Origin of the sequence: Streptomyces sp. DvalAA-14 (assembly GCF_900091855.1) — a bacterium.
Lineage (GTDB): Bacteria > Actinomycetota > Actinomycetes > Streptomycetales > Streptomycetaceae > Actinacidiphila.
Window position 1 is genome coordinate 1 of record NZ_FMCH01000390.1, and the last position, 16,915, is coordinate 16,915.

The 16,915-nt window shown below is 69.7% G+C and carries 18 protein-coding genes and 1 tRNA gene; 12 read left to right on the top strand and 7 right to left on the bottom strand.

Features of this window, described 5'->3' with window-relative positions; genetic code table 11:
* Window positions 1-893: 893 nt before the first annotated feature.
* Together GA0115240_RS20610 and GA0115240_RS20615 are read left to right on the top strand one after the other, a co-directional pair.
* Entirely contained in the window at window positions 894-1,583 is a 690-nt protein-coding gene (locus tag GA0115240_RS20610) for a bifunctional DNA primase/polymerase (RefSeq protein ID WP_093738348.1), read from the top strand.
* Between the two features lie 276 nt (window positions 1,584-1,859).
* On the top strand, window positions 1,860-2,066 hold the full coding sequence (locus GA0115240_RS20615; RefSeq protein ID WP_093738350.1) for a hypothetical protein: 207 nt from the start codon (window positions 1,860-1,862) through the stop codon (window positions 2,064-2,066).
* A gap of 480 nt (window positions 2,067-2,546) precedes the next feature.
* On the opposite strand, the gene GA0115240_RS20620 is transcribed toward GA0115240_RS20615, so the two are convergent.
* The 3 genes from GA0115240_RS20620 to GA0115240_RS20630 form a co-directional block, all read right to left on the bottom strand.
* Window positions 2,547-3,518, bottom strand: coding sequence for a DUF5926 family protein (locus GA0115240_RS20620; RefSeq protein WP_093738352.1), 972 nt, complete (start codon window positions 3,516-3,518; stop codon window positions 2,547-2,549).
* Window positions 3,519-3,614: 96 nt separating this feature from the next.
* Entirely contained in the window at window positions 3,615-4,205 is a 591-nt protein-coding gene (locus GA0115240_RS20625) for an ATP-binding protein (protein ID WP_093738354.1), read from the bottom strand.
* A 280-nt stretch (window positions 4,206-4,485) separates the two neighbouring features.
* Window positions 4,486-5,418, bottom strand: coding sequence for a glycerophosphodiester phosphodiesterase family protein (locus tag GA0115240_RS20630; protein ID WP_093738394.1), 933 nt, complete (start codon window positions 5,416-5,418; stop codon window positions 4,486-4,488).
* Between the two features lie 943 nt (window positions 5,419-6,361).
* Between GA0115240_RS20630 and GA0115240_RS20635 the strand changes: the two genes are divergently transcribed.
* The gene (locus tag GA0115240_RS20635; protein ID WP_256069904.1) at window positions 6,362-7,642 is read left to right on the top strand and encodes a S1C family serine protease; all 1,281 of its coding nucleotides are present in this window, start codon (window positions 6,362-6,364) and stop codon (window positions 7,640-7,642) included.
* Window positions 7,643-7,705: 63 nt separating this feature from the next.
* Window positions 7,706-7,792 (top strand) — tRNA-Ser (locus tag GA0115240_RS20640).
* Window positions 7,793-8,518: 726 nt separating this feature from the next.
* Here the strand turns inward: GA0115240_RS20640 and GA0115240_RS20645 are convergent.
* On the bottom strand, window positions 8,519-8,827 hold the full coding sequence (locus GA0115240_RS20645) for a hypothetical protein (protein ID WP_093738358.1): 309 nt from the start codon (window positions 8,825-8,827) through the stop codon (window positions 8,519-8,521).
* Window positions 8,828-8,981: 154 nt separating this feature from the next.
* On the opposite strand from GA0115240_RS20645, the gene GA0115240_RS20650 reads away from it, so the two are divergent.
* From GA0115240_RS20650 to GA0115240_RS36255, 4 genes are all read left to right on the top strand, one after another.
* Window positions 8,982-9,770: a GntR family transcriptional regulator gene (locus tag GA0115240_RS20650; RefSeq protein ID WP_093738396.1), complete on the top strand. Its 789-nt coding sequence runs from the start codon at window positions 8,982-8,984 to the stop codon at window positions 9,768-9,770.
* Window positions 9,771-9,775: 5 nt separating this feature from the next.
* Window positions 9,776-10,531 (top strand): glycosyltransferase family 2 protein, encoded by a 756-nt coding sequence (locus GA0115240_RS20655; protein WP_370673353.1) that lies wholly within the window; start codon window positions 9,776-9,778, stop codon window positions 10,529-10,531.
* 190 nt (window positions 10,532-10,721) lie between these two features.
* Complete coding sequence (locus tag GA0115240_RS20660; protein ID WP_093738360.1) at window positions 10,722-11,492, top strand: GAF domain-containing protein; 771 nt, start codon at window positions 10,722-10,724, stop codon at window positions 11,490-11,492.
* 21 nt (window positions 11,493-11,513) lie between these two features.
* On the top strand, window positions 11,514-11,867 hold the full coding sequence (locus tag GA0115240_RS36255) for a hypothetical protein (protein ID WP_141708906.1): 354 nt from the start codon (window positions 11,514-11,516) through the stop codon (window positions 11,865-11,867).
* Here the strand turns inward: GA0115240_RS36255 and GA0115240_RS20665 are convergent.
* Complete coding sequence (locus tag GA0115240_RS20665; RefSeq protein ID WP_093738362.1) at window positions 11,857-12,612, bottom strand: GntR family transcriptional regulator; 756 nt, start codon at window positions 12,610-12,612, stop codon at window positions 11,857-11,859. The two genes, GA0115240_RS36255 and GA0115240_RS20665, sit on opposite strands and share 11 nt — an antisense overlap.
* A 79-nt stretch (window positions 12,613-12,691) precedes the next feature.
* Here GA0115240_RS20665 and GA0115240_RS20670 point away from each other — a divergent pair, with 79 nt between their 5' ends.
* The 4 genes from GA0115240_RS20670 to GA0115240_RS20690 all read left to right on the top strand — a co-directional run bounded on the left by GA0115240_RS20670 (window position 12,692) and on the right by GA0115240_RS20690 (window position 15,235).
* Complete coding sequence (locus GA0115240_RS20670) at window positions 12,692-12,973, top strand: hypothetical protein (RefSeq protein WP_093738364.1); 282 nt, start codon at window positions 12,692-12,694, stop codon at window positions 12,971-12,973.
* A 278-nt stretch (window positions 12,974-13,251) separates the two neighbouring features.
* Entirely contained in the window at window positions 13,252-13,947 is a 696-nt protein-coding gene (locus GA0115240_RS20675; RefSeq protein ID WP_161302329.1) for a GntR family transcriptional regulator, read from the top strand.
* Window positions 13,947-14,720 carry an ATP-binding protein gene (locus tag GA0115240_RS38410; protein ID WP_237555061.1) on the top strand — a complete coding sequence of 258 codons (774 nt, stop codon included), beginning with the start codon at window positions 13,947-13,949 and terminating at the stop codon, window positions 14,718-14,720. The genes GA0115240_RS20675 and GA0115240_RS38410 overlap by 1 nt, the downstream gene beginning before the upstream one ends.
* Entirely contained in the window at window positions 14,717-15,235 is a 519-nt protein-coding gene (locus tag GA0115240_RS20690; RefSeq protein ID WP_093738368.1) for a DUF6907 domain-containing protein, read from the top strand. The genes GA0115240_RS38410 and GA0115240_RS20690 overlap by 4 nt, the downstream gene beginning before the upstream one ends.
* A 60-nt stretch (window positions 15,236-15,295) precedes the next feature.
* Here GA0115240_RS20690 and cpt read toward each other — a convergent pair whose 3' ends face one another.
* Window positions 15,296-15,826 carry a chloramphenicol phosphotransferase CPT gene (gene cpt / locus GA0115240_RS20695; RefSeq protein WP_093738402.1) on the bottom strand — a complete coding sequence of 177 codons (531 nt, stop codon included), beginning with the start codon at window positions 15,824-15,826 and terminating at the stop codon, window positions 15,296-15,298.
* Window positions 15,827-15,929: 103 nt separating this feature from the next.
* Window positions 15,930-16,850 carry an FkbM family methyltransferase gene (locus tag GA0115240_RS20700; protein WP_093738370.1) on the bottom strand — a complete coding sequence of 307 codons (921 nt, stop codon included), beginning with the start codon at window positions 16,848-16,850 and terminating at the stop codon, window positions 15,930-15,932.
* Between the last annotated feature and the right edge of the window lie 65 nt (window positions 16,851-16,915).

A 16,915-nucleotide genomic window follows, 5' to 3' on the forward strand; every position in this document is an offset into this window, starting at 1 on the left:
CAGGGACAGATCGCAGACCCAAGCGGCGAGCCGGTCCTGCACGGCCAGACCGTGGTCCGCGGTGCCGCGCGGCGCAAGCCCGCCGGGCCCACCGGGCACGGTGGGAGGCGGTCCGTTCGGGGCGGCCGGGCCCGGGGTTCTCGGCGCGGCAGCGGCAGCGGCGGGGGGCGCGGTGGGCACGGCTGAGGCGGTCGCCGCCGGACCCACCGGGGCGACCGGACCGGCGACAGTCTGCGCCGCCCCGGAAGCCGGTGGCTCGGTTCCGGCCACTTTTCGCACGTGGGCCGGGCTCATGGCCGAGGACTTCCGGTCGGCGGCCGACGGGCGGGGCAATCAGCGTTTTTCGTCCGCAATGCGCGGAGCATGTGCATGAATAGCATCGCAAACCCCCATGTCGTGCTGCGCCGCTACCAAGGAACCCACTTCTACACGCACAATTACGGGCATGTCCAGGATTGTCGTGGTAAGAGGAAAGGTGTCGGAGCCGCACCTGAACCTTGCGGAGGCCCGGTCGGTCACCGTAGGTTGACTCATACGTTGGCCGGAAATGACCACCCCCGCTTCATGCGCGCTGTCGACTGATCCCAGCCAACAGCGCGTCATATCGCGGGTGGTGGGTAGGAACCCGAAGTCCGGCTCAAGCGTCGTAGTACGTGAACAGTTGACGGCCGACCCGACCCCGAGTGGCGAATGGGGTTGCTGCGCCCGACGAGGGGCCACGAACGGTGGTCCGCTCAGGGCGCCGAGAGCAAGAAGCGCCAAGCGCACGCCACCCTCCGCCATGTTCCACGCTCGGCTGGCGGCGTGATGCGCTGCCTCGTATGCGGTGTGCTCGACAGTTACGTTGTGTAATGGGCAGATCCATGGGCGTTAACGGAAAGGAACGAGCGCTGATGCGCGAGATCCTCGGAAGGCGACGCAAGGTCTCACTCCAGCGAAAGGGGCGGACCGCGTTGCTCAACGCGGTGCTCACCTACGCCGAGCAGTGGAAATGGCGCGTGGTGCCGGGCGTGGGGTACGACCGGCGCGGCACCTGGCGTGCCGCCGGTGAACAGACGTGCGCCTGCCCGCGGCCCAACTGCCCGGTGCCCGGCGCTCACCCGCTCGACCCGGGACTGCTCGCCGCCACGCACGACCCCCGGATGGTCCGCTGGTGGTGGAACAGCCGGCCGGAAGCGCCGGTGATTCTGGCCACCGGCGAGCAGGTCTCCGCGGCGAGCCTGCCCGCGCGGGCCGGCGAACTCGCGGTGACCGCGATGGAGAAGCTCGGCGTCCGGCTCGGACCGGTGATCGCCACCCCCACCCGTTATGTGTTCCTGGTGGCCCCGTACTCCCTCGCCGAACTCGGCGAACTCCTGGACAGCCAGGACTGGGTGCCGACGTCCCTGCGCTACCACGGTGACGGCGGTTATGTGCCGCTGCCCGCGGCCGGCGGCTCGGGCGCGGGTCAGCCGCGGTGGGTACGGGAACCGGTGGCCGGTGCCGGCGAGGGCTCGCCCTGGCTGCCCGGGATCGGCACGCTGGTGGACGCGCTGGTACGGGCCGGGCGGACGGCGCCGGACGGGGACCGGCTCACGTACTGAGGCCGGGCCCGGGCCGGCTCGGCGCCGATCCGATCCGATGTGCGTGATCCGGCGCGACGCCGTATGACGCGGCATGACGCGGGGCGACATTCGGGTGATCGGTCGATCGGGTCGTCCAAGGGTCGTACAGATTGATGTACGGATAGTCAGATGGTCATATAGGTGGATGTACAGGTTCGGGGGCGAGCCGGTCGCGTTGCCGGAACGCCCCCTTCTGCGACGCTATGTTCGACGTAGTCGCAGCCTTCCGAGCAACCTTCGAACTGAGGTGGGGCAGTGAAGTCGCATCAGCCGTCCGACGACCAGGCCCGGGTGCGAGCGGAGGGGCTGCGCCGGGTCGCGGTGGCGAGCGTCGCCGCACTGGCGCTCGTCCTCCCGTTGGCCGTGGCCACCGCGCATCGGGACGGCCATCAGGGGCGGGCCGGACACAGCGCGGAATACCGGCAGCTGGGGCGTACGGCGGCGGGTTCGTCGGCCGACTGACCGGCGGCGGGCGCAGGCCGCTCGCGGCGGTCCGCGGTCGCACCTAGGGCCCCGGCGAGCCGTCCCGGGCATGAAAAAGGCCCGGCCGCTGGCGACGGGGGATGCACCAGCGACCGGACTGTTTAAACGGTAACAAGACTTCGTCCGATCGCAAATTCACTCATCCGTGGGCCTACTGATTCCCCTGGGGTTTCTGGGGAGTTGTGATCGGGATCACTGAGCGACCGCTCAGGTGGCACCCCTGTCCGGGGGTGCCACCAGGGCGGGTTGGGCGCGACGGCTGGGGCCGGGGGCGTGTCGCAGGTCGGCCGGGGCGGGGCCGGGCCGCGGGGCCCGGCCGCTGGGCCGGGCTGAATCCACGGGCCGGGGTCCCGGGCCGGAGTCCCGGGCCGGGGCATCGAGCCGGAGCGGTGCCGATGCCGCGGGGACGCGGTGGTCCGGGGATGTATCGGTGCGCTGCTGCGGGGCCGGATGGGCGCCTCAGCTTAGGGTGATCTGCCGGTTCGTGAAGCCGCTGCGTGCCTTGCGCTCCTCCGCGGTCAGCGGCCCGGTGCGGGACAGCGTCTCGGCCAGCCGCTCACCGAAGGCGGTGGCCGGCTTTTCCACCTCGTCCGCGCTCATGCCGACGGGCAGGTCCCACACCGGCACCATCAGCCCGTGCGCGCGGAACGAACCGACCAGCCGCGTACCGTCGCCCAGCGAGGACGCGCCCGCCGTGTGCAGCCGGGCCAGCGCGTCCAGCAGCGCCTCCTCCGGCTGCGGCATGACCCACCGCAGGTGGTTCTTCTCGGGCGTCTCGCACCAGTACGCCGCGTCCACGCCCGTCAGCCGGACGGTCGGGATCGCCGCCTGGTTCGCCTGCTCCAGCGACGCGGCCACCTCGCCGGTCGCCGCGTCGGCGTCCTCCAGCCAGAACTCGAACCCTGTGTGCACCTCGGGGACGAAGGGCGCGGTCAGGTCCAGCAGGTCCTGCAGCCGCGGGCCGTCCGCCGCGGGGCGCCGGCTCTCCACCGGGCTGCCGGGCACCGCGACCAGCGCGCGCTGCAACGTGTCCGCCAGGTCGCGGCTGACATCGCCGGAAGCCGCCTCGTTCTGCAGGCCCAGCAGGACGGCGCCGGTGTCGCGGCGCAGCCCCGGCCAAGCCATCGGGAGCACGGTGCCGAGCGTCACCGACGACACCCCGTCGGGCAGGCCGTCCTTCAGCGTGAGCGGCACCGTCGCGGCCGGGACGAGCTCGCGCAGGGCGACCCAGTCGCACTCACCGGGCAGGCCCTCGAAGGGGCGGCGGACCAGCTCGGTGACGGCGTGCGCCGCCTCGCGGCCGTGGCACGCCTTGTACCGGCGGCCGGAGCCGCACGGGCAGGGCTCGCGCGCGCCGACAACCGGAACGGCTGCGTCCGATGCGGCCCTGGGGCCCTTGCTCTTGGTGGCGGTCACGCGCTTCTTGGCCATGGCTCGGTCTCTCCCGTTCCGGCGGTGTTCCGGCCGCGAGCCTACGGCAGGCGGGCACGACGCCGGACCACGACGGGCGGGGCGGTCCGGCCTGCCTCAGCCCAAGTCGTCCAGGGACTCCGCCAGGTCCAGCGGGAGTTCGAGCGGTACGCCCATGGGCAGGCCTATGCCCGTCCCGGTCGACTCGTCCCGCCGGGCGTGCCGTCCCCGGACCGGGAGCAGTGCCCACACCGTCACCTCGCCGGGGGCGTCGCGTACACCCCAGCGCAGCGCCAGATTGCCGACGATGCCGAGCCCGCGTCCGCCGTGCGCGGTCAGCGAGGGGCTGGCCGGCCGCGGCCGGGTGGGTCCGCCGCCGTCGGTGACCTCCAGGACCAGCAGTCCGTCGTCGCCGACCGACCAGGACGCCCGTATCCCCGGTCGGCCGGAATCCCCGGCGCGGGCGCGGTCGCGATAATCCGCGGGGCCGCCACCGTAATCCGGATCGTCACCGGCCCCCAGCGGGCGGGCGTGCCGACACGAATTGCTGAGCAACTCGGAAACAATGAGAACGGCGTCGTCCATCACCGATTCGGGGACGTCCTGCGCGCGCAGATCCCTGCGCAGTTTTCTGCGTGCTTCCGCGACGCCCGCCGGACCATGGGGTAGAGCCATGGTCGTGGACGTCGGCACCTCTTGCGCCACCATCAACGCCACCCCCGGAGACCTCCTTCACCCCACGCCACAAGGTCAATGCCCTCTGCGACTCGGCCGGAAACAGGCCAACCACGATCTATTGACGCACTCCGTACGCGCGTACGTGAAATGCGCATGCCACGGGCACGATCCGGCGCGAAGGGGCCGGTAAGCCGGTCACGGATGCGCCGGGGTGCGCCCCGTTGGTACCGGCGGAGGAACAGAAAAGTCCGTGGGGGACGCCTTTGTTCGGCGGGGCGGACGGTTCGGCGGGCCCGGGCTCAGCCGGGGTTCAGCGGACCCGCGGGGCGCCGCCCGGTCCGCGTCCCAGTTGGGCCAGCACCTGCTTGGGCCGGTTGGTGATGATCGCGTCGACCCCGAGCCGTACGCACAGCTCCACGTCCGCCGGATCGTCCACCGTCCAGACATGGACCGGGTGCCCGGCCTGGTGCAGACGGGCCACGTAAGCCGGGTTGGCCCGCACGATGCGCATGCTCGGTCCGGCGATCCCGACGCCCGCCGGCAGCCGTCCGTCGCGGTGGCGCGGCGACACGTACTGCATCAGGAAGACGGTCGGCAGGTCGGGCGCGGCCAGCCGGACCCGGCGCAGCGAGCGCGAGGAGAAGCTCATCACCCGGACCCGGGAGGGCTCACCGCCGGCCGCGCGATCCAGGCCGAAGCGGCGCAGCAGCTCCAGCAGCCGTTCCTCCACCTGACCGGCCCAGCGCGTCGGGTGCTTGGTCTCGATGGCCAGTTCCACCCGGCGGTCGGTGTCGGCGAGCAGTTCCAGCAGCCGCCGCAGGGTGAGGACCCGGCTGCGCTCGTCCTCGTCCTCGGTGTCCGCCGATTCCGCCGTGGTCGCCGTTTCCGCGATCAGCGGGATGCGCGTCTCCGCGGACAGCAGGTCCCGTTCCGGCGTCTCGGGGTCGGCGTGCTGGCCCCGCCAGGAGCCGAAGTCCAGCGCGGCCAGGTCGGCGAGCTCCAGCGAGGACACGGCGCCGCGCCCGTTGGACGTCCGGTTCACCCGCCAGTCGTGCACGCACACCAGATGGCCGTCCGCGGTGAGCCGAACATCGCACTCGAGCGCGTCGGCGCCGTCCTCGATGGCTTTCCGATAGGCGGCGAGCGTATGTTCTGGTACGTCCTCGGAAGCGCCCCGGTGGGCCACGACCTGGACCGGTCGTCCCGTGGGGTACGCATCGGGGGCGGCGCGCGCAAACGTCACCGGGCAATGGTGCCACCGCGAGCCGGTCCGGTACCTCAACCGATTCGTGAACTCCTTCGCGGAGCGGTTGCCGGACGGGTCCGCGGGCCGGTCCGTGATCCGGTCCGCGGGCCGGTCCGTGAACCGGTCCGCCGGTCGGGTCCGTGAACCGGTCCGGCGGCTGGTTCCCGGGCCGGTCCGGTAACGGCGGTCGAGGGCCCTGAACTCGGCCGGTTCGTGACACGGGCGTCGCACAGCTACCCCTTACGGCGGTCCGACAGGCCGTGGGAAATGCTGTGCTCAGTCGAATGCTTTGTCCTGACCCTGAGGAGAATCGCTGTGAGCACCGAGAACGAAGCCGGGTCGTCCCTGCCGGCTGCGGAGTCGGCGGCGGGCGCACACGAGGGTGCCGCGCCCGACGGTGCCTCGGCGGCCCCCGCGTCTTCCGCTTCCCCCTCGTCCCCCCCTTCTCCTTCGCCGTCTTCCGAGGTCCCCGCTCCGCCTGCGGCGCCGCCGGCGGTGCCCGCGCGCCCGGTCGAGGACGAGGTGCCGGGGGGCGGCGCGGCCGCCGGTTCGGCTTCGCCTTCCGGGGAGTCGCGGACCGAGGCGCTTCCGACGCAGCCGCCGTACGCCGCCGAGCCCGTCACGTCGTCGCCCCCTCCCCTGCAGGCGCCGCCGCCGGTCGGGCCGCCGAGCCCCTACGGCGCGCCGCCGAGCGGGCTGACGCCGCCGGCCTACGGAGCCCCGCAGTCCGCGCCCGCGCCGTCACCGTCGCCGTACGAGCCGCCGCGTCCGGCATCCGCGTACGAGCCCCCGAAGCCGCCGCCGTCGCCGTACGAGCCGCCGACCGCGGCCCCGTCCCCTTATCGACGCGCCGCGGCCCGCGTACGGCTCGGAGGCAGTGAGCCCGGGCCAGCCCGGTGACGCCGGCCGGCCGGGCGACTCGGGCTACCCGGGCCAGGGTGTGACCCCGCCCGCGGACCCGTTCGCGGTGCCCGCCACCCCGTCCTACGCCCTGCCGCCCACCCAGACCGGCGGCACCTTCGGCGGCGGCACCGGCTCGGGCGCGGATTCCGGCGGCACGGGCTGGGGCGCGCAGTACCCCGGCACGATTCCCCCGGAGGGCGGGCGCAGAAGGCGCGGCGCCGGCCTGGTGATCGTCGCGGCCGCGGTGGCCGCACTGGTCGCGGGCGGCGTCGGCGGCGCTGTCGGCTACAACGCCGCGAAGAACAACGACAACTCCGGCTCCACCACCGTCTCCGCCCCCAAGGACGCCGCGGCCCTCAACCGCGCGCCCACCTCGGTGGCGGGCATCGCCAGCAAGGCGCTGCCCAGCGTCGTCACCATCAAGGCCAGCGGCAGCCAGGAGAGCGGCACCGGCACCGGCTTCGTGTTCGACACCCAGGGCCACATCCTCACCAACAACCACGTGGTCGCCCCGGCCGCCAACGGCGGCAAGCTCACCGTCACCTTCTCCAACGGCAAGACCTTCGACGCCGACGTCATCGGCCGCGCCCAGGGGTACGACGTCGCGGTCATCAAGCTGAAGAACCCCGGCAGCGTCAAGCTCACCCCGCTGCCGCTCGGCAACTCCGACAACGCCGCGGTCGGCGACGCCACCATCGCCATCGGCGCCCCCTTCGGCCTGTCCGGCACCGTCACCACCGGCATCGTCAGTGCGGTCCACCGCCCGGTGGCCTCCAGCGACGGCGAGGGCTCCGCGGCCTCCTACATGAGCGCCATCCAGACGGACGCGTCGATCAACCCGGGCAACTCCGGCGGCCCCCTGCTCAACGCCAACGGCGCCGTGATCGGCATCGACTCCGCGATCCAGCCCGGCGGCACCAGCGAGCCCGGCACCCAGGGCGGCAGCGTCGGCCTCGGCTTCGCCATCCCGATCAACCAGGCCAGGCGGGTGGCCGACCAGCTCATCAAGACCGGTCAGCCGGTCTATCCCGTCATCGGCGTCAGCCTCGACACCAGCTTCGAGGGCGACGGCGCCAAGATCTCCACCGACACCAGCAGCGCCATCACCGCGGGCGGCCCCGGCGCCCAGGCCGGCCTCAAGCCGGGTGACGTCATCACCAAGTTCGACGACACCCTGATCGACAGCGGCCAGACCCTGATCGGCGAGATCTGGCAGCACCAGCCCGGCGACAAGGTCACCCTCACCTACACCCGCGACGGCTCCACCCACACCGCCACCGTCACCCTCGGCAGCCGCACCGGCGACTCCGACAACTAACCCGTTAAACTACCCCCGCGCGGCTCTCCCCATCCCTCCCCGGGAACCCGGAAAGCCCCGCGGGGAGGCTTGCCCGAGCGGCCTAAGGGAACGGTCTTGAAAACCGTCGTGGCAGCGATGTCACCGTGGGTTCAAATCCCACAGCCTCCGCCGAGGTCGGCGTAGTCGCACGTCAGAGGGGGCGCCCCGAAGTTCGGGGCACCCCCTCTGTGCTGCGGCTGCCTCGCCTCCTGCCGCACGTATCCCGCTGTCGACCAGCCTGGGTGGACCAGGCGTGGACCGGATTTTCCTCCGGCGCTTGCCGTCAAAGACGCCTATGTCGCCCTTCGGCGGCTTCGGTTGTCGCCGATATGGATGCGGGTGGGTCCCCGTCCGTTCGGGTGTGACTCGTGACGCCCTCATGCGTACTGCGCCTCACAAGCAGGGCACCGATGCTATGGCAGCGGCTGATGAGGACAAGAACTACCAGTGCCCACGCCATGGTGTGGTCGTGCAGCCGGCCTGAGGTGATGGCCACGGCGCTGGTCGTGGTAATGGCTCCGCCGCCGATCAGCGATCGTCTCAGCCATTGTGGGACCAGCAGCTTGAACTCTTGGCTCTCGCTCATCTGTTGCGCCTGACTGGAGGGCCGCCGGGGACAGCGCACGATCCGTTACCCGGAAGCCCCGGGCCCGCACATAAAAAGCTTAGCGCATTACCTTCGAATCGAAGGTATTTTTGCCGTATCCCCTTTGAAGCATTGCGTACGTAGTGCCTTTGGGGCTGTGTGACCACCTCTGCTCACGGAGTCCCGGTCGGCGTCCGGCGACCCGGACCGAGGGCTGCTGATCAGCCTGCCCCTTCTGCGAGTACCCGCGCGATGCGTTCGTTGTCCTGCTACTGGCGGCCGTTGATGACCTTTGCGTAGAAGCGGTACAGGACGGCGACGCTATGGCCGGCCCGGCGGGCGGCCTCGGTCGCCTCGACTCCGGAGCTGAGCCAGAGGGAGACGCTGGCGTGACGGAGGGAGTACGGCACGTCGGCGATAGCCGTTGCCGCGTTCTCGGGTGAGAGGGCCTTCTGCCTGGCCGCCTTCCAGATGTCGGTGTACTCGGTAGAGCGGACGCGGCCTCCGCCGGCCGAGCGGAAGAGGCGACCGTCCGGTGCCATGCCGTACGTCTTCTTGTGCTGGCGGAGCCAGCTCACGAGTACGGGCGGTATCGGTACCGAACGAGTGGCTTTCCGAGCCCGACGCTTGACTTTAGGAGGAGCGACACTATGAGGCCCAACTCTCTAACTCGTCAAGACCTCTTGAGGACTTGTATGCTGAAGCCGCCCGATGATCAGGACGGTGAGCCGCATGGCCAAGGCATACGAACGGATCGCTGACGATCTACGTCAGCGCATCCGCGCAGGTGAGCTGGGCCCAGGCGACCGCCTGCCAGCCGAGACAACACTCGTGGACGAGTACGCCAAGAGCCTCCCGACAATCCGTCAGGCGTTGGGTCTCTTGCAGGCGGAGGGGCTGATCGAGAAGCAGCACGGCCGCGGCAACTTCGTCCGCCGGCCGCGCACGCCCGTCTTGCGCACCAACCTGCGGCACGCCTGGGAAAAGGGCCGTGCACGCGATCCCGAGGCGGAGCGGGCGCAGACGGGGGCGACCGAGCACGACACCGGCCTCGAGCTGAGCGACCTCATCTTTCATGCGGCCTACCACGAGGTGCCTGCGGAGCCGGAGATGGCGAAGATCTTCCGTGTCCCCGTCGGTACGGCCCTGGTGGAGCGGAACTACCGCACCCGGTATCGCGTGGAGCCGGCACCCTTCACCCTCGTACGGTCCTACCTCGTCCGCGACATGGTCGCCGCGAATCCGGACCTGTTGGACGAGACCAAGGAGCCCTACCCAGGCGGTACGCAAAGCCAACTCTTCACCATCGGGATCGAGTTGGACCGCATAGAGGAATACGTCACCGCCCGCCCGCCGACAGCGGAGGAGGCGGAGGAGCTGGCGATGCCGGCCGGCTCCGCGGTCATCGTGCTCCGCAAGACGTCGTACGACACCGACGACCGTCCGGTCGAGCACTCCGAAGTGATCCTGCCGGGCGACCGCACGGAGATGCTGTTCACCACCCACCTGGAAAGGTGGTGACCGGCGTGCCGGCTCGCCGCATCGACGTCATCACGGCCGTCCACCCACCCGCCGCCCCCTACCTCGCGGACGCGTACAAGTCCCTGTGTGCGCAGGAGCTTCCGGCCGGGTGGGAATGGCACTGGATCATCCAGGAAGACGGCTACAGCGACGCGGTGACGCCCTACGTCCCTGACGACCCCCGGATCGCCTTCCACCAGGGCCGACCGGGCGGCCCTGGCGTCGCCCGCACGATGGCCCTTGCCCACGCCTCCGGCCCGTACGTCAAAGTCCTCGACGCTGATGACCAGTTGACCCCGGGCGCCCTCGCCCGCGACTTGGCCGTCCTGGAAGCCGACCCCGCCCTCGGCTGGACGACCTCCCGCGTCCTGGACCTCCTGCCGGACGGTTCGACGGCTGGCTTCGACCAGGACCCGGCAGACGGCCCGACCGAGCGCGGAGCGGTGGTCGCCTTCTGGAAGGCCAACAACTTCCGCGCCCAGGTCCACCCGGCCACCCTCTTCGTCCGCCGCGACCTGCTCCTCGCCTTGGGCGGCTGGATGGCCCTCCCCGCCTCCGAGGACACCGGCCTCCTCCTGGCCCTCAACACCGTCGCGCAGGGCTACTTCACCCGCGAATACGGACTCCTGTACCGGAAGTGGCCCGGCCAGGCCACCGCCCAGACACACCACACCCACGAAGCCGAGCGCACAGCCCGCATGGCCGTCATCGAAGCCCGGGTGAACTCTCTGGCACTTCTCAGAGGCACTGACCCTCTGTAGGGAATCTCTCCAACGGCCCTGCAAATGATGAGGTTGCTGAGGTCGCTCACCTCGCGGTGGTCACCGCACAGTGATCCTGCGGGATCTAGGGAAAGATCTTGAGCGCTAGTCAGTCTGCGGCTTGGGCTGCGACACGACAGGCGCATCGGTACGATCATGTGTCTAACTGGGGGGCATATGGGGGCGGTAGATGACACTAGCGCAGAAGAATAAGGTCATCGAGAATTCTCTGACTGTGCTAGCGATCCTCTTCGGCAGTGTGGCCTTCGCCTTGTCGGTGGTGGCAGGACAGACCCCGAACATCGACTGGCCCTTGCTTATCGCGGGCATTGTCAGTACGGCAATCACCCTGGCCGTCGCTGCAATCGAGAAGAATCGCGCGAACAAGCTTCGAGATGCGACGGAGCGGCTGGCCAGAGACGCTGAGGTTCGTTACGAGCTGCTGGTTTCAGGACTCACCCCAAGTGTGAAGCATGTAGCCCGAATAGCCGGTATGACATTGGCATCGCTGCCTCTCGACATGCAGCGCGGAAGGTTGGATCAGTCCATTGCCGTCTCTGCGGCCGGCGTTTCTCCCGGATCACGGGGTATGTTCTACCGTTATGACCAGGTGACCAAAATTTTCACTTTGGCGGCGGAATGGCCAGGCGGGTCGAAGACAGAGGTTGTTCCTGGAGCCCCTGGGCACGGCATGATGAAGCGAGTGGCAGAGGATGGCAGGCTTTTCACCCGGTCGGGGCCTCCGTCGCCGTTCAAGGCGAGTGCGTCTGGTAGCGGACCCACGCCAACAAACGATGCTGTGGCGGTTGTTCCGGTGATAGTTGGATCAACACCTCTGGGCGTCCTGGCTGTCGACTCCGACCGCGCATCGTGGTCCACTGGGACTCCGGAGTACAGCGACCGTGACATCCGCCAGCTCCTACTACTCGCGGATCTTCTTGGAGCTGGGTTGATACCATGATCAAATTCAGGGAGGGCTGAGATGCTGGAAGATCCTTGGTCCGATCGCGCGATTGCGGCGCATCTGTATGATCCAAGCGCGTTCTTTACCGATCAGGACAGTTCACTCGCACACGTGGACCGAGTCATTGATGCGAGAATGGACGAGATCTATCGATCGCTTCCCGGTGATCGTTTGAGTCTCTTCCTTTCAGCGACCGGCACGGTTGCCGCCACTGTCTGGTTGTCCTTCGCCGGGACTCGCTGGGCTATCGCCCCTGGTGTGGTGACACTGGCTATCGTCGCTGTCTGGATTATTGCGGTTTCGCCTAACCCTCGACGGCGTCCTTTGCCTCCGGAAACCGATGACGAGCCAGAGCCGTTCCCTAGAGGCTAACCGGCACCTCGTAGACGATCTCGCAGAGCGAGGCGGGCACAACGATGTCCGCCGTCTCCACCGGCCGGCCGTCCTCGCTGTAATACGTCCGCTCGATGTGCGTGGCCAAGGTGCCCTTCTGGACGCCGAGCAGCGCGGCTTCCTCGGCGGTGACCGCCCGCGGTGACGGCTGCTCCACCGCGCGGCTGACCCTCACCCCGATCTCCGCCATCCGCCGGACGACGCCGATGCCCGCGTGCGGGCCGCCCTCGGGTAGGACGATGAGGGTGCCGGCCGTGAGGGCAGACGGCTCCCAGCTGGTCGAGAGCTGGACCGGCTTGCCATCGGCCAAGAACTCGTAAGCCGTGCGTACACACAACTCACCCTCCCCGATGCCGAGTCGGGCGGCGATGTCCGCAGGCGCCGGCACCTTCGCATCGGTGCGGCTCTCCCAAGTGCCTCGCTTGCCGAGCGCCGCCATGTCCGCCTGAAAGGGCGAGCCGCCGACCTGTTCGCGGTATATCGACCGCACCATCCGCAACCGTGCGCGCGGCTCGGCGACGTACGTACCTGAGCCCGCGCGGCCTTCGAGGGTGCCGACGGAGATCAGCAGCTCCTGAGCGCGGCGGATGACGTTGTCTCCGACGCCGTACTGCTGGGCGAGTTCGGCGCGGGAGGGGAGGCGGTCCCCGGGTGCCCAGTCCTGGCGCGCGATGCGCTCGCGGAGCACGTCGGCGATGCGGAGGTACGGCGGCTGCTCAGGCATGTGGACAATCTAGTCCACTAGCTCTAAGTTAGTTAACTAGCATCACCGAGGGTGCTCGCTTGGCAACGGAGGACGCCTTGTGCCACCGCGCGACCGACGTATCGCCGCCATCTCGGCGCGCCTCACCGCCGTCGGACTCGAACCGGAGCTGAAGGAGTACGCCCACTACACGTCCATTGAGGCGCGGGTACCCGACTCTTCCCCGGTCGAGTCCTGGTCGGAGGTCCTGGCGGCGCTCGAAACCGCCGACGGGTTCGGCCTCGCCGACAGTGCGGCCCGCGGCCGTTCGCTGTGGGCCACCATCCGCAAGAGCGTCCCCGCGGCCACATCGGCCGCCGAGACGCCACACGAGCAGCTATAGGAGCTGACTACCGTGTTCGACCACTTTCGCAGAGCCGCCCGCCGGATCGCGCGGCAACTCGTCCCCACGACAGGACGCCACCGCCAACGGCCCCCGCAACCGGACCCGTTGGATACGCCCATGAACTTCGGGACCACCAGGTCTTTACGGCCATTGCGCCCGCCGACGCCGCCCTTTCGGCCGGACGATCACCCGCTGGTCCGCCCGTACGTCCTCAACGCCGAGGAATGGGCCCGGCGTCGCGACGAAGTCCGGCCGCGAGTGACGGCCAATGCCTCATGACCGCCCGCCACCAGCAGGTCGCCGACGACCTCCGCCGCCTCATCGCGTCCGGAACGCTCCCGGTCGGCGAACGCCTCGCCCCCGAGACCCAACTCGCCGCCCATTACCGCGTCAGCACCCCGACCCTCCGCGACGCCCTCGAACTGCTCCGCGCGGAAGGGCTGATCGAGAAGTTCCAGGGCCGCGGCAACTACGTCCGCCGGCCACCCGAACGGCTCACCTACCCGAGGGCCGACGGCACCGAAGACCTTCACGTGACCGTCAGCTCAACCGACCTCGCGGCAACTGAAGACTTGGCCGCCCGCCTCCGAACACGGCCGAACGACGCGGTCACCGAATACGTATGCCTGAGCCACGGCGCCGACTCCCCGCAGAGCCTCGCGCACCTCTACGTTCCCCACGCCGTAGCCCGGATCCAAGCTCCCCCGATCGGCGCCTCGCCCTGGGGCGACGACATCCTCACCGCGGCCGGCGTGCTCGCGGCGGCCAGCACCGACCAGGTCACCGCCCGGTTCCCCACCGCGGCGGAAGCACAGTCGTTGCGCATCGGCGCCCGTACGCCCGTCCTCGCCGTGGAACGCACCATCGCCGCGGACGACGGCCAGATAGTCGCCTACGCACTCCTCGTACTCCCAGGCGACCGCGCGGAGGTCGCCGTCGTCACCCGGATCGACAAGAAAGCGGAAGCGTGATGACCGAAGTCCCCTCGACGCACGACCTGAAGCCGCCCGAATCCGGTTCCGCTTCCGTGCTGCGTCTCCTCCCGTGGGCCTCCCCGGAGGGCCGACCCGCCTACTTGAGCACCGGCGGGGGCTTCCTCGCCGGTCTCGCCGACGAGATCGAGGAACTCCAACTCGGTTCGGCGAAAGAGGTGTTCGACGTCGTTCCCATCGTCCTGGGCAACCCCGACGCGAGCCCCGAGGAGCTTCGCTTCGCCGCCCAGCGGCTTCACGAATCGCTCGGGGATACGTTGCGGGTGGCTCTGAGCAGGGGGTTGCGCGGCTCGTCATCGCCAGTCGGCCAGGTGAGGCCGGTGGTGGTGGAGAGGTGGGCGCACAGTCCCCGATCCGTCGGAGAGGCTCGACACGAGCTGCGGCGCGCGCTTGAGGCGTGGGGGCTCGACACGATGGCGGACACGGCGGAACTCGTCCTCTCCGAACTGCTCACCAACGCCGTCCGCCACGCGCACTCGCCGCTGGATGGGGAGATCGAGACGCGTTACGAGCGCGGAGACGGCGGCGTTCGTATCGAGGTGCACGACGCCAACCAGACCTGGCCCTTGCTCCAAAAGCTCTCGGAGGATGGGGAGTCGGGGCGTGGGCTTGCTCTGGTCGACGCGCTCACCGCGTCGCGCTGGGGAGTGAGCGAACATGAAGGGGTCGGAAAACTCGTATGGGCGATCGTCGCGGATGCCGGCGCTGGTGAGCCGTCCGGCGCTACCGGGCCAGGGGCGAGCACCCTATGACCAGCACCGCTACGACACGTCCCGGCGCGAACTCGCCCCTTGGCGCTCCCGCTGCCGAGCCCGTACAGCCTGGCCGTTCCTGGACCATCGCCACCACCGCCGGGTACGCCGCGACCGGCTACCTCCCCGCATGGGCGGTGGCCGACCCCAGCGAGACCGGGATATCGCTCGACCTGCTCCCAATCCGCTTGGCGGACGTCAACCACTGCACGGTCTTCGAGGGCCAGACCATGCGGGTCCGATCGCCGGGGTGCGGCTGTGTGCCCGGTCGGCTGGGGGAGACGGAGGTTTTGCGGGGGAGTATCGACTGCAATCCCTACGCCGAGGACCCCGAGCCGTCCGATCCGGTCGTCAACATCGCCACCATTGAGGACTTCTGGATCAACGGCCTCGACTCGGACGGCCTCGCCGAGATCGCCGCCAAGCTACGCGCCAAGGCGGACCGCCTCGACCGCGAGATACGTCCTCGGCTCCTCGCTGCCCGCGCCGACTGGACCGCCCACCACGCCACCTGAACCCGAGCGCCACCACCACGCCCCGGCCGCCCGCGTCCCTTGCGGCGGCCGGGCCGTCGATCACCTGAGATGTGCGGCAATGGCGCGTGCGCACTCCATCGACTCGGCATGCGTGGTGTCCACCTCCAGGTCATAGGCCACGCCCTGGTGGACCACATCCGCCTGGGATGCGGCCATCCCCGTGACCCGATCGCCTCGCGCGACCTCACGGCCCGCAGCAACCGCACTGTCACACCGGACGCCGACCCACAGCACGCGCAGGTCACGCAAAGCCTTCTGCCATCGCTGCTGCGAGTTCGCTCCACCCAGGAAGACCTCATCGACGATGACCCGAGCGCCCGCACGGGCCATCGTTGCAACTCCCTCGATCCATGCCGCTTCCAGCGCCCGGAACTCCGGCCCGACGATCACCTCTCCGTCCGGAGCGAACTCGATCCCCGCATCCGATGCCCGCATGGACGCGGGCATCGCGTCAACCAGCGTGTCGGTTCCCAGAGCCAGCCACGGATCCGACAGGACCGCCTGCAGACACCGGGCGATCCCGGACTTCCCCGAGCTGGAACCACCGTTGAGAACGATCACCTCAGTCATCACCGCGCCACAGTAGGGGCACCGCAGCAACCCTCGAAACGGATTTCTGCGGACGGTTGCCCGCCTCCTACAACCCGATGAAGCTTCCCGGTCAGAGCACTTGCTAGGGCAGTGTCTCGGCGTCGATCCGCGAGAAGATGAGGTCACTCTCCCCGGTGACCGGCCCACGCCAGCGGACGGGCACGGCCGACGCGCCGCTCAGCGCGGCCGGGTAGCTAGCAGGGGCGTACTCATTGGCGAGCCGGTACACGTGGAAGCCGGCGCCCCGCATGGTCTCCAACAGCTCCTCGACGGAGTCGCCGAGCTGCGCCATCCGCTCCGGCGTCACCTCCACGGTGATCTCCGCGTCGGGACGCAGCCTGTCCAGCAGCGGCGCCATCCCCCGTACGGCGCTGCCCTCCGCGCCCTCGACGTCCACCTTGATGACTCGCGCCTTCGCGATCTCGTCCTCTTCCAGGACGTCCGGGAGCGGGAACGCCTCGATGTCGAACGTGGACTCCGCCGGGCCGTCGTACGGCACGATGCTGTTCGCACCCATGTTGTTCGAGCTGGCGAGTATGAAGGTGAGCGTCTGCTGCTTGTCGGAGACAGCGGTGTGGACGGCGCGGATGTTGGTGCAGCCGTTGAGGCGGGCGTTCTGCGCCAACCGGTCCTGAAAGGCCCGGGACGCCTCGATGGCCACGACCTTGCCCTCGGGGCCGACGAGCTGCGAGGCGAGCACGCTGAAGTAGCCGATGTTCGCGCCGACGTCCACGAAGGTGTCGCCGGGTCGGAGCCGGCGCTTGAGCCACTGCGTCATCCGCGGCTCCCACACGCCGAACAGGTACACGTACCGCTGGATGAGGTCTTGCGTGTCGACGGCGAACCGGGGCCCGACGGCCGACCCGACGACCCGGCGCCGGGGCTCATCCCGCAGCCGCGGGTTCAGGAAGTCGGCGAGGGGCGCCTTGGCCAACGTCCCCGGAGCGTTGCGCACGTACCACCGCCCGAGGGTGACCAGTGCCTCTGAAGTGGGATTGCTCATCCGATCGCCTCTCCGCCGGCTGCCACGCGCACGGTAGCACCGCGCTCTTCCCGCTCCCACGAGCC

Coding starts and splice junctions, on each gene's coding strand:
- GA0115240_RS20610 (WP_093738348.1), top strand. CDS start 894: ATGCGCGAGATCCTCGGAAGGCGACGCAAGGTCTCACTCCAGCGAAAG.
- GA0115240_RS20620 (WP_093738352.1), bottom strand. CDS start 3,518: ATGGCCAAGAAGCGCGTGACCGCCACCAAGAGCAAGGGCCCCAGGGCC.
- GA0115240_RS20625 (WP_093738354.1), bottom strand. CDS start 4,205: ATGGTGGCGCAAGAGGTGCCGACGTCCACGACCATGGCTCTACCCCAT.
- GA0115240_RS20650 (WP_093738396.1), top strand. CDS start 8,982: ATGGCCAAGGCATACGAACGGATCGCTGACGATCTACGTCAGCGCATC.
- GA0115240_RS20660 (WP_093738360.1), top strand. CDS start 10,722: ATGACACTAGCGCAGAAGAATAAGGTCATCGAGAATTCTCTGACTGTG.
- GA0115240_RS36255 (WP_141708906.1), top strand. CDS start 11,514: ATGCTGGAAGATCCTTGGTCCGATCGCGCGATTGCGGCGCATCTGTAT.
- GA0115240_RS20665 (WP_093738362.1), bottom strand. CDS start 12,612: ATGCCTGAGCAGCCGCCGTACCTCCGCATCGCCGACGTGCTCCGCGAG.
- GA0115240_RS20675 (WP_161302329.1), top strand. CDS start 13,252: ATGACCGCCCGCCACCAGCAGGTCGCCGACGACCTCCGCCGCCTCATC.
- GA0115240_RS38410 (WP_237555061.1), top strand. CDS start 13,947: ATGACCGAAGTCCCCTCGACGCACGACCTGAAGCCGCCCGAATCCGGT.
- GA0115240_RS20690 (WP_093738368.1), top strand. CDS start 14,717: ATGACCAGCACCGCTACGACACGTCCCGGCGCGAACTCGCCCCTTGGC.
- cpt (WP_093738402.1), bottom strand. CDS start 15,826: ATGACTGAGGTGATCGTTCTCAACGGTGGTTCCAGCTCGGGGAAGTCC.
- GA0115240_RS20700 (WP_093738370.1), bottom strand. CDS start 16,850: ATGAGCAATCCCACTTCAGAGGCACTGGTCACCCTCGGGCGGTGGTAC.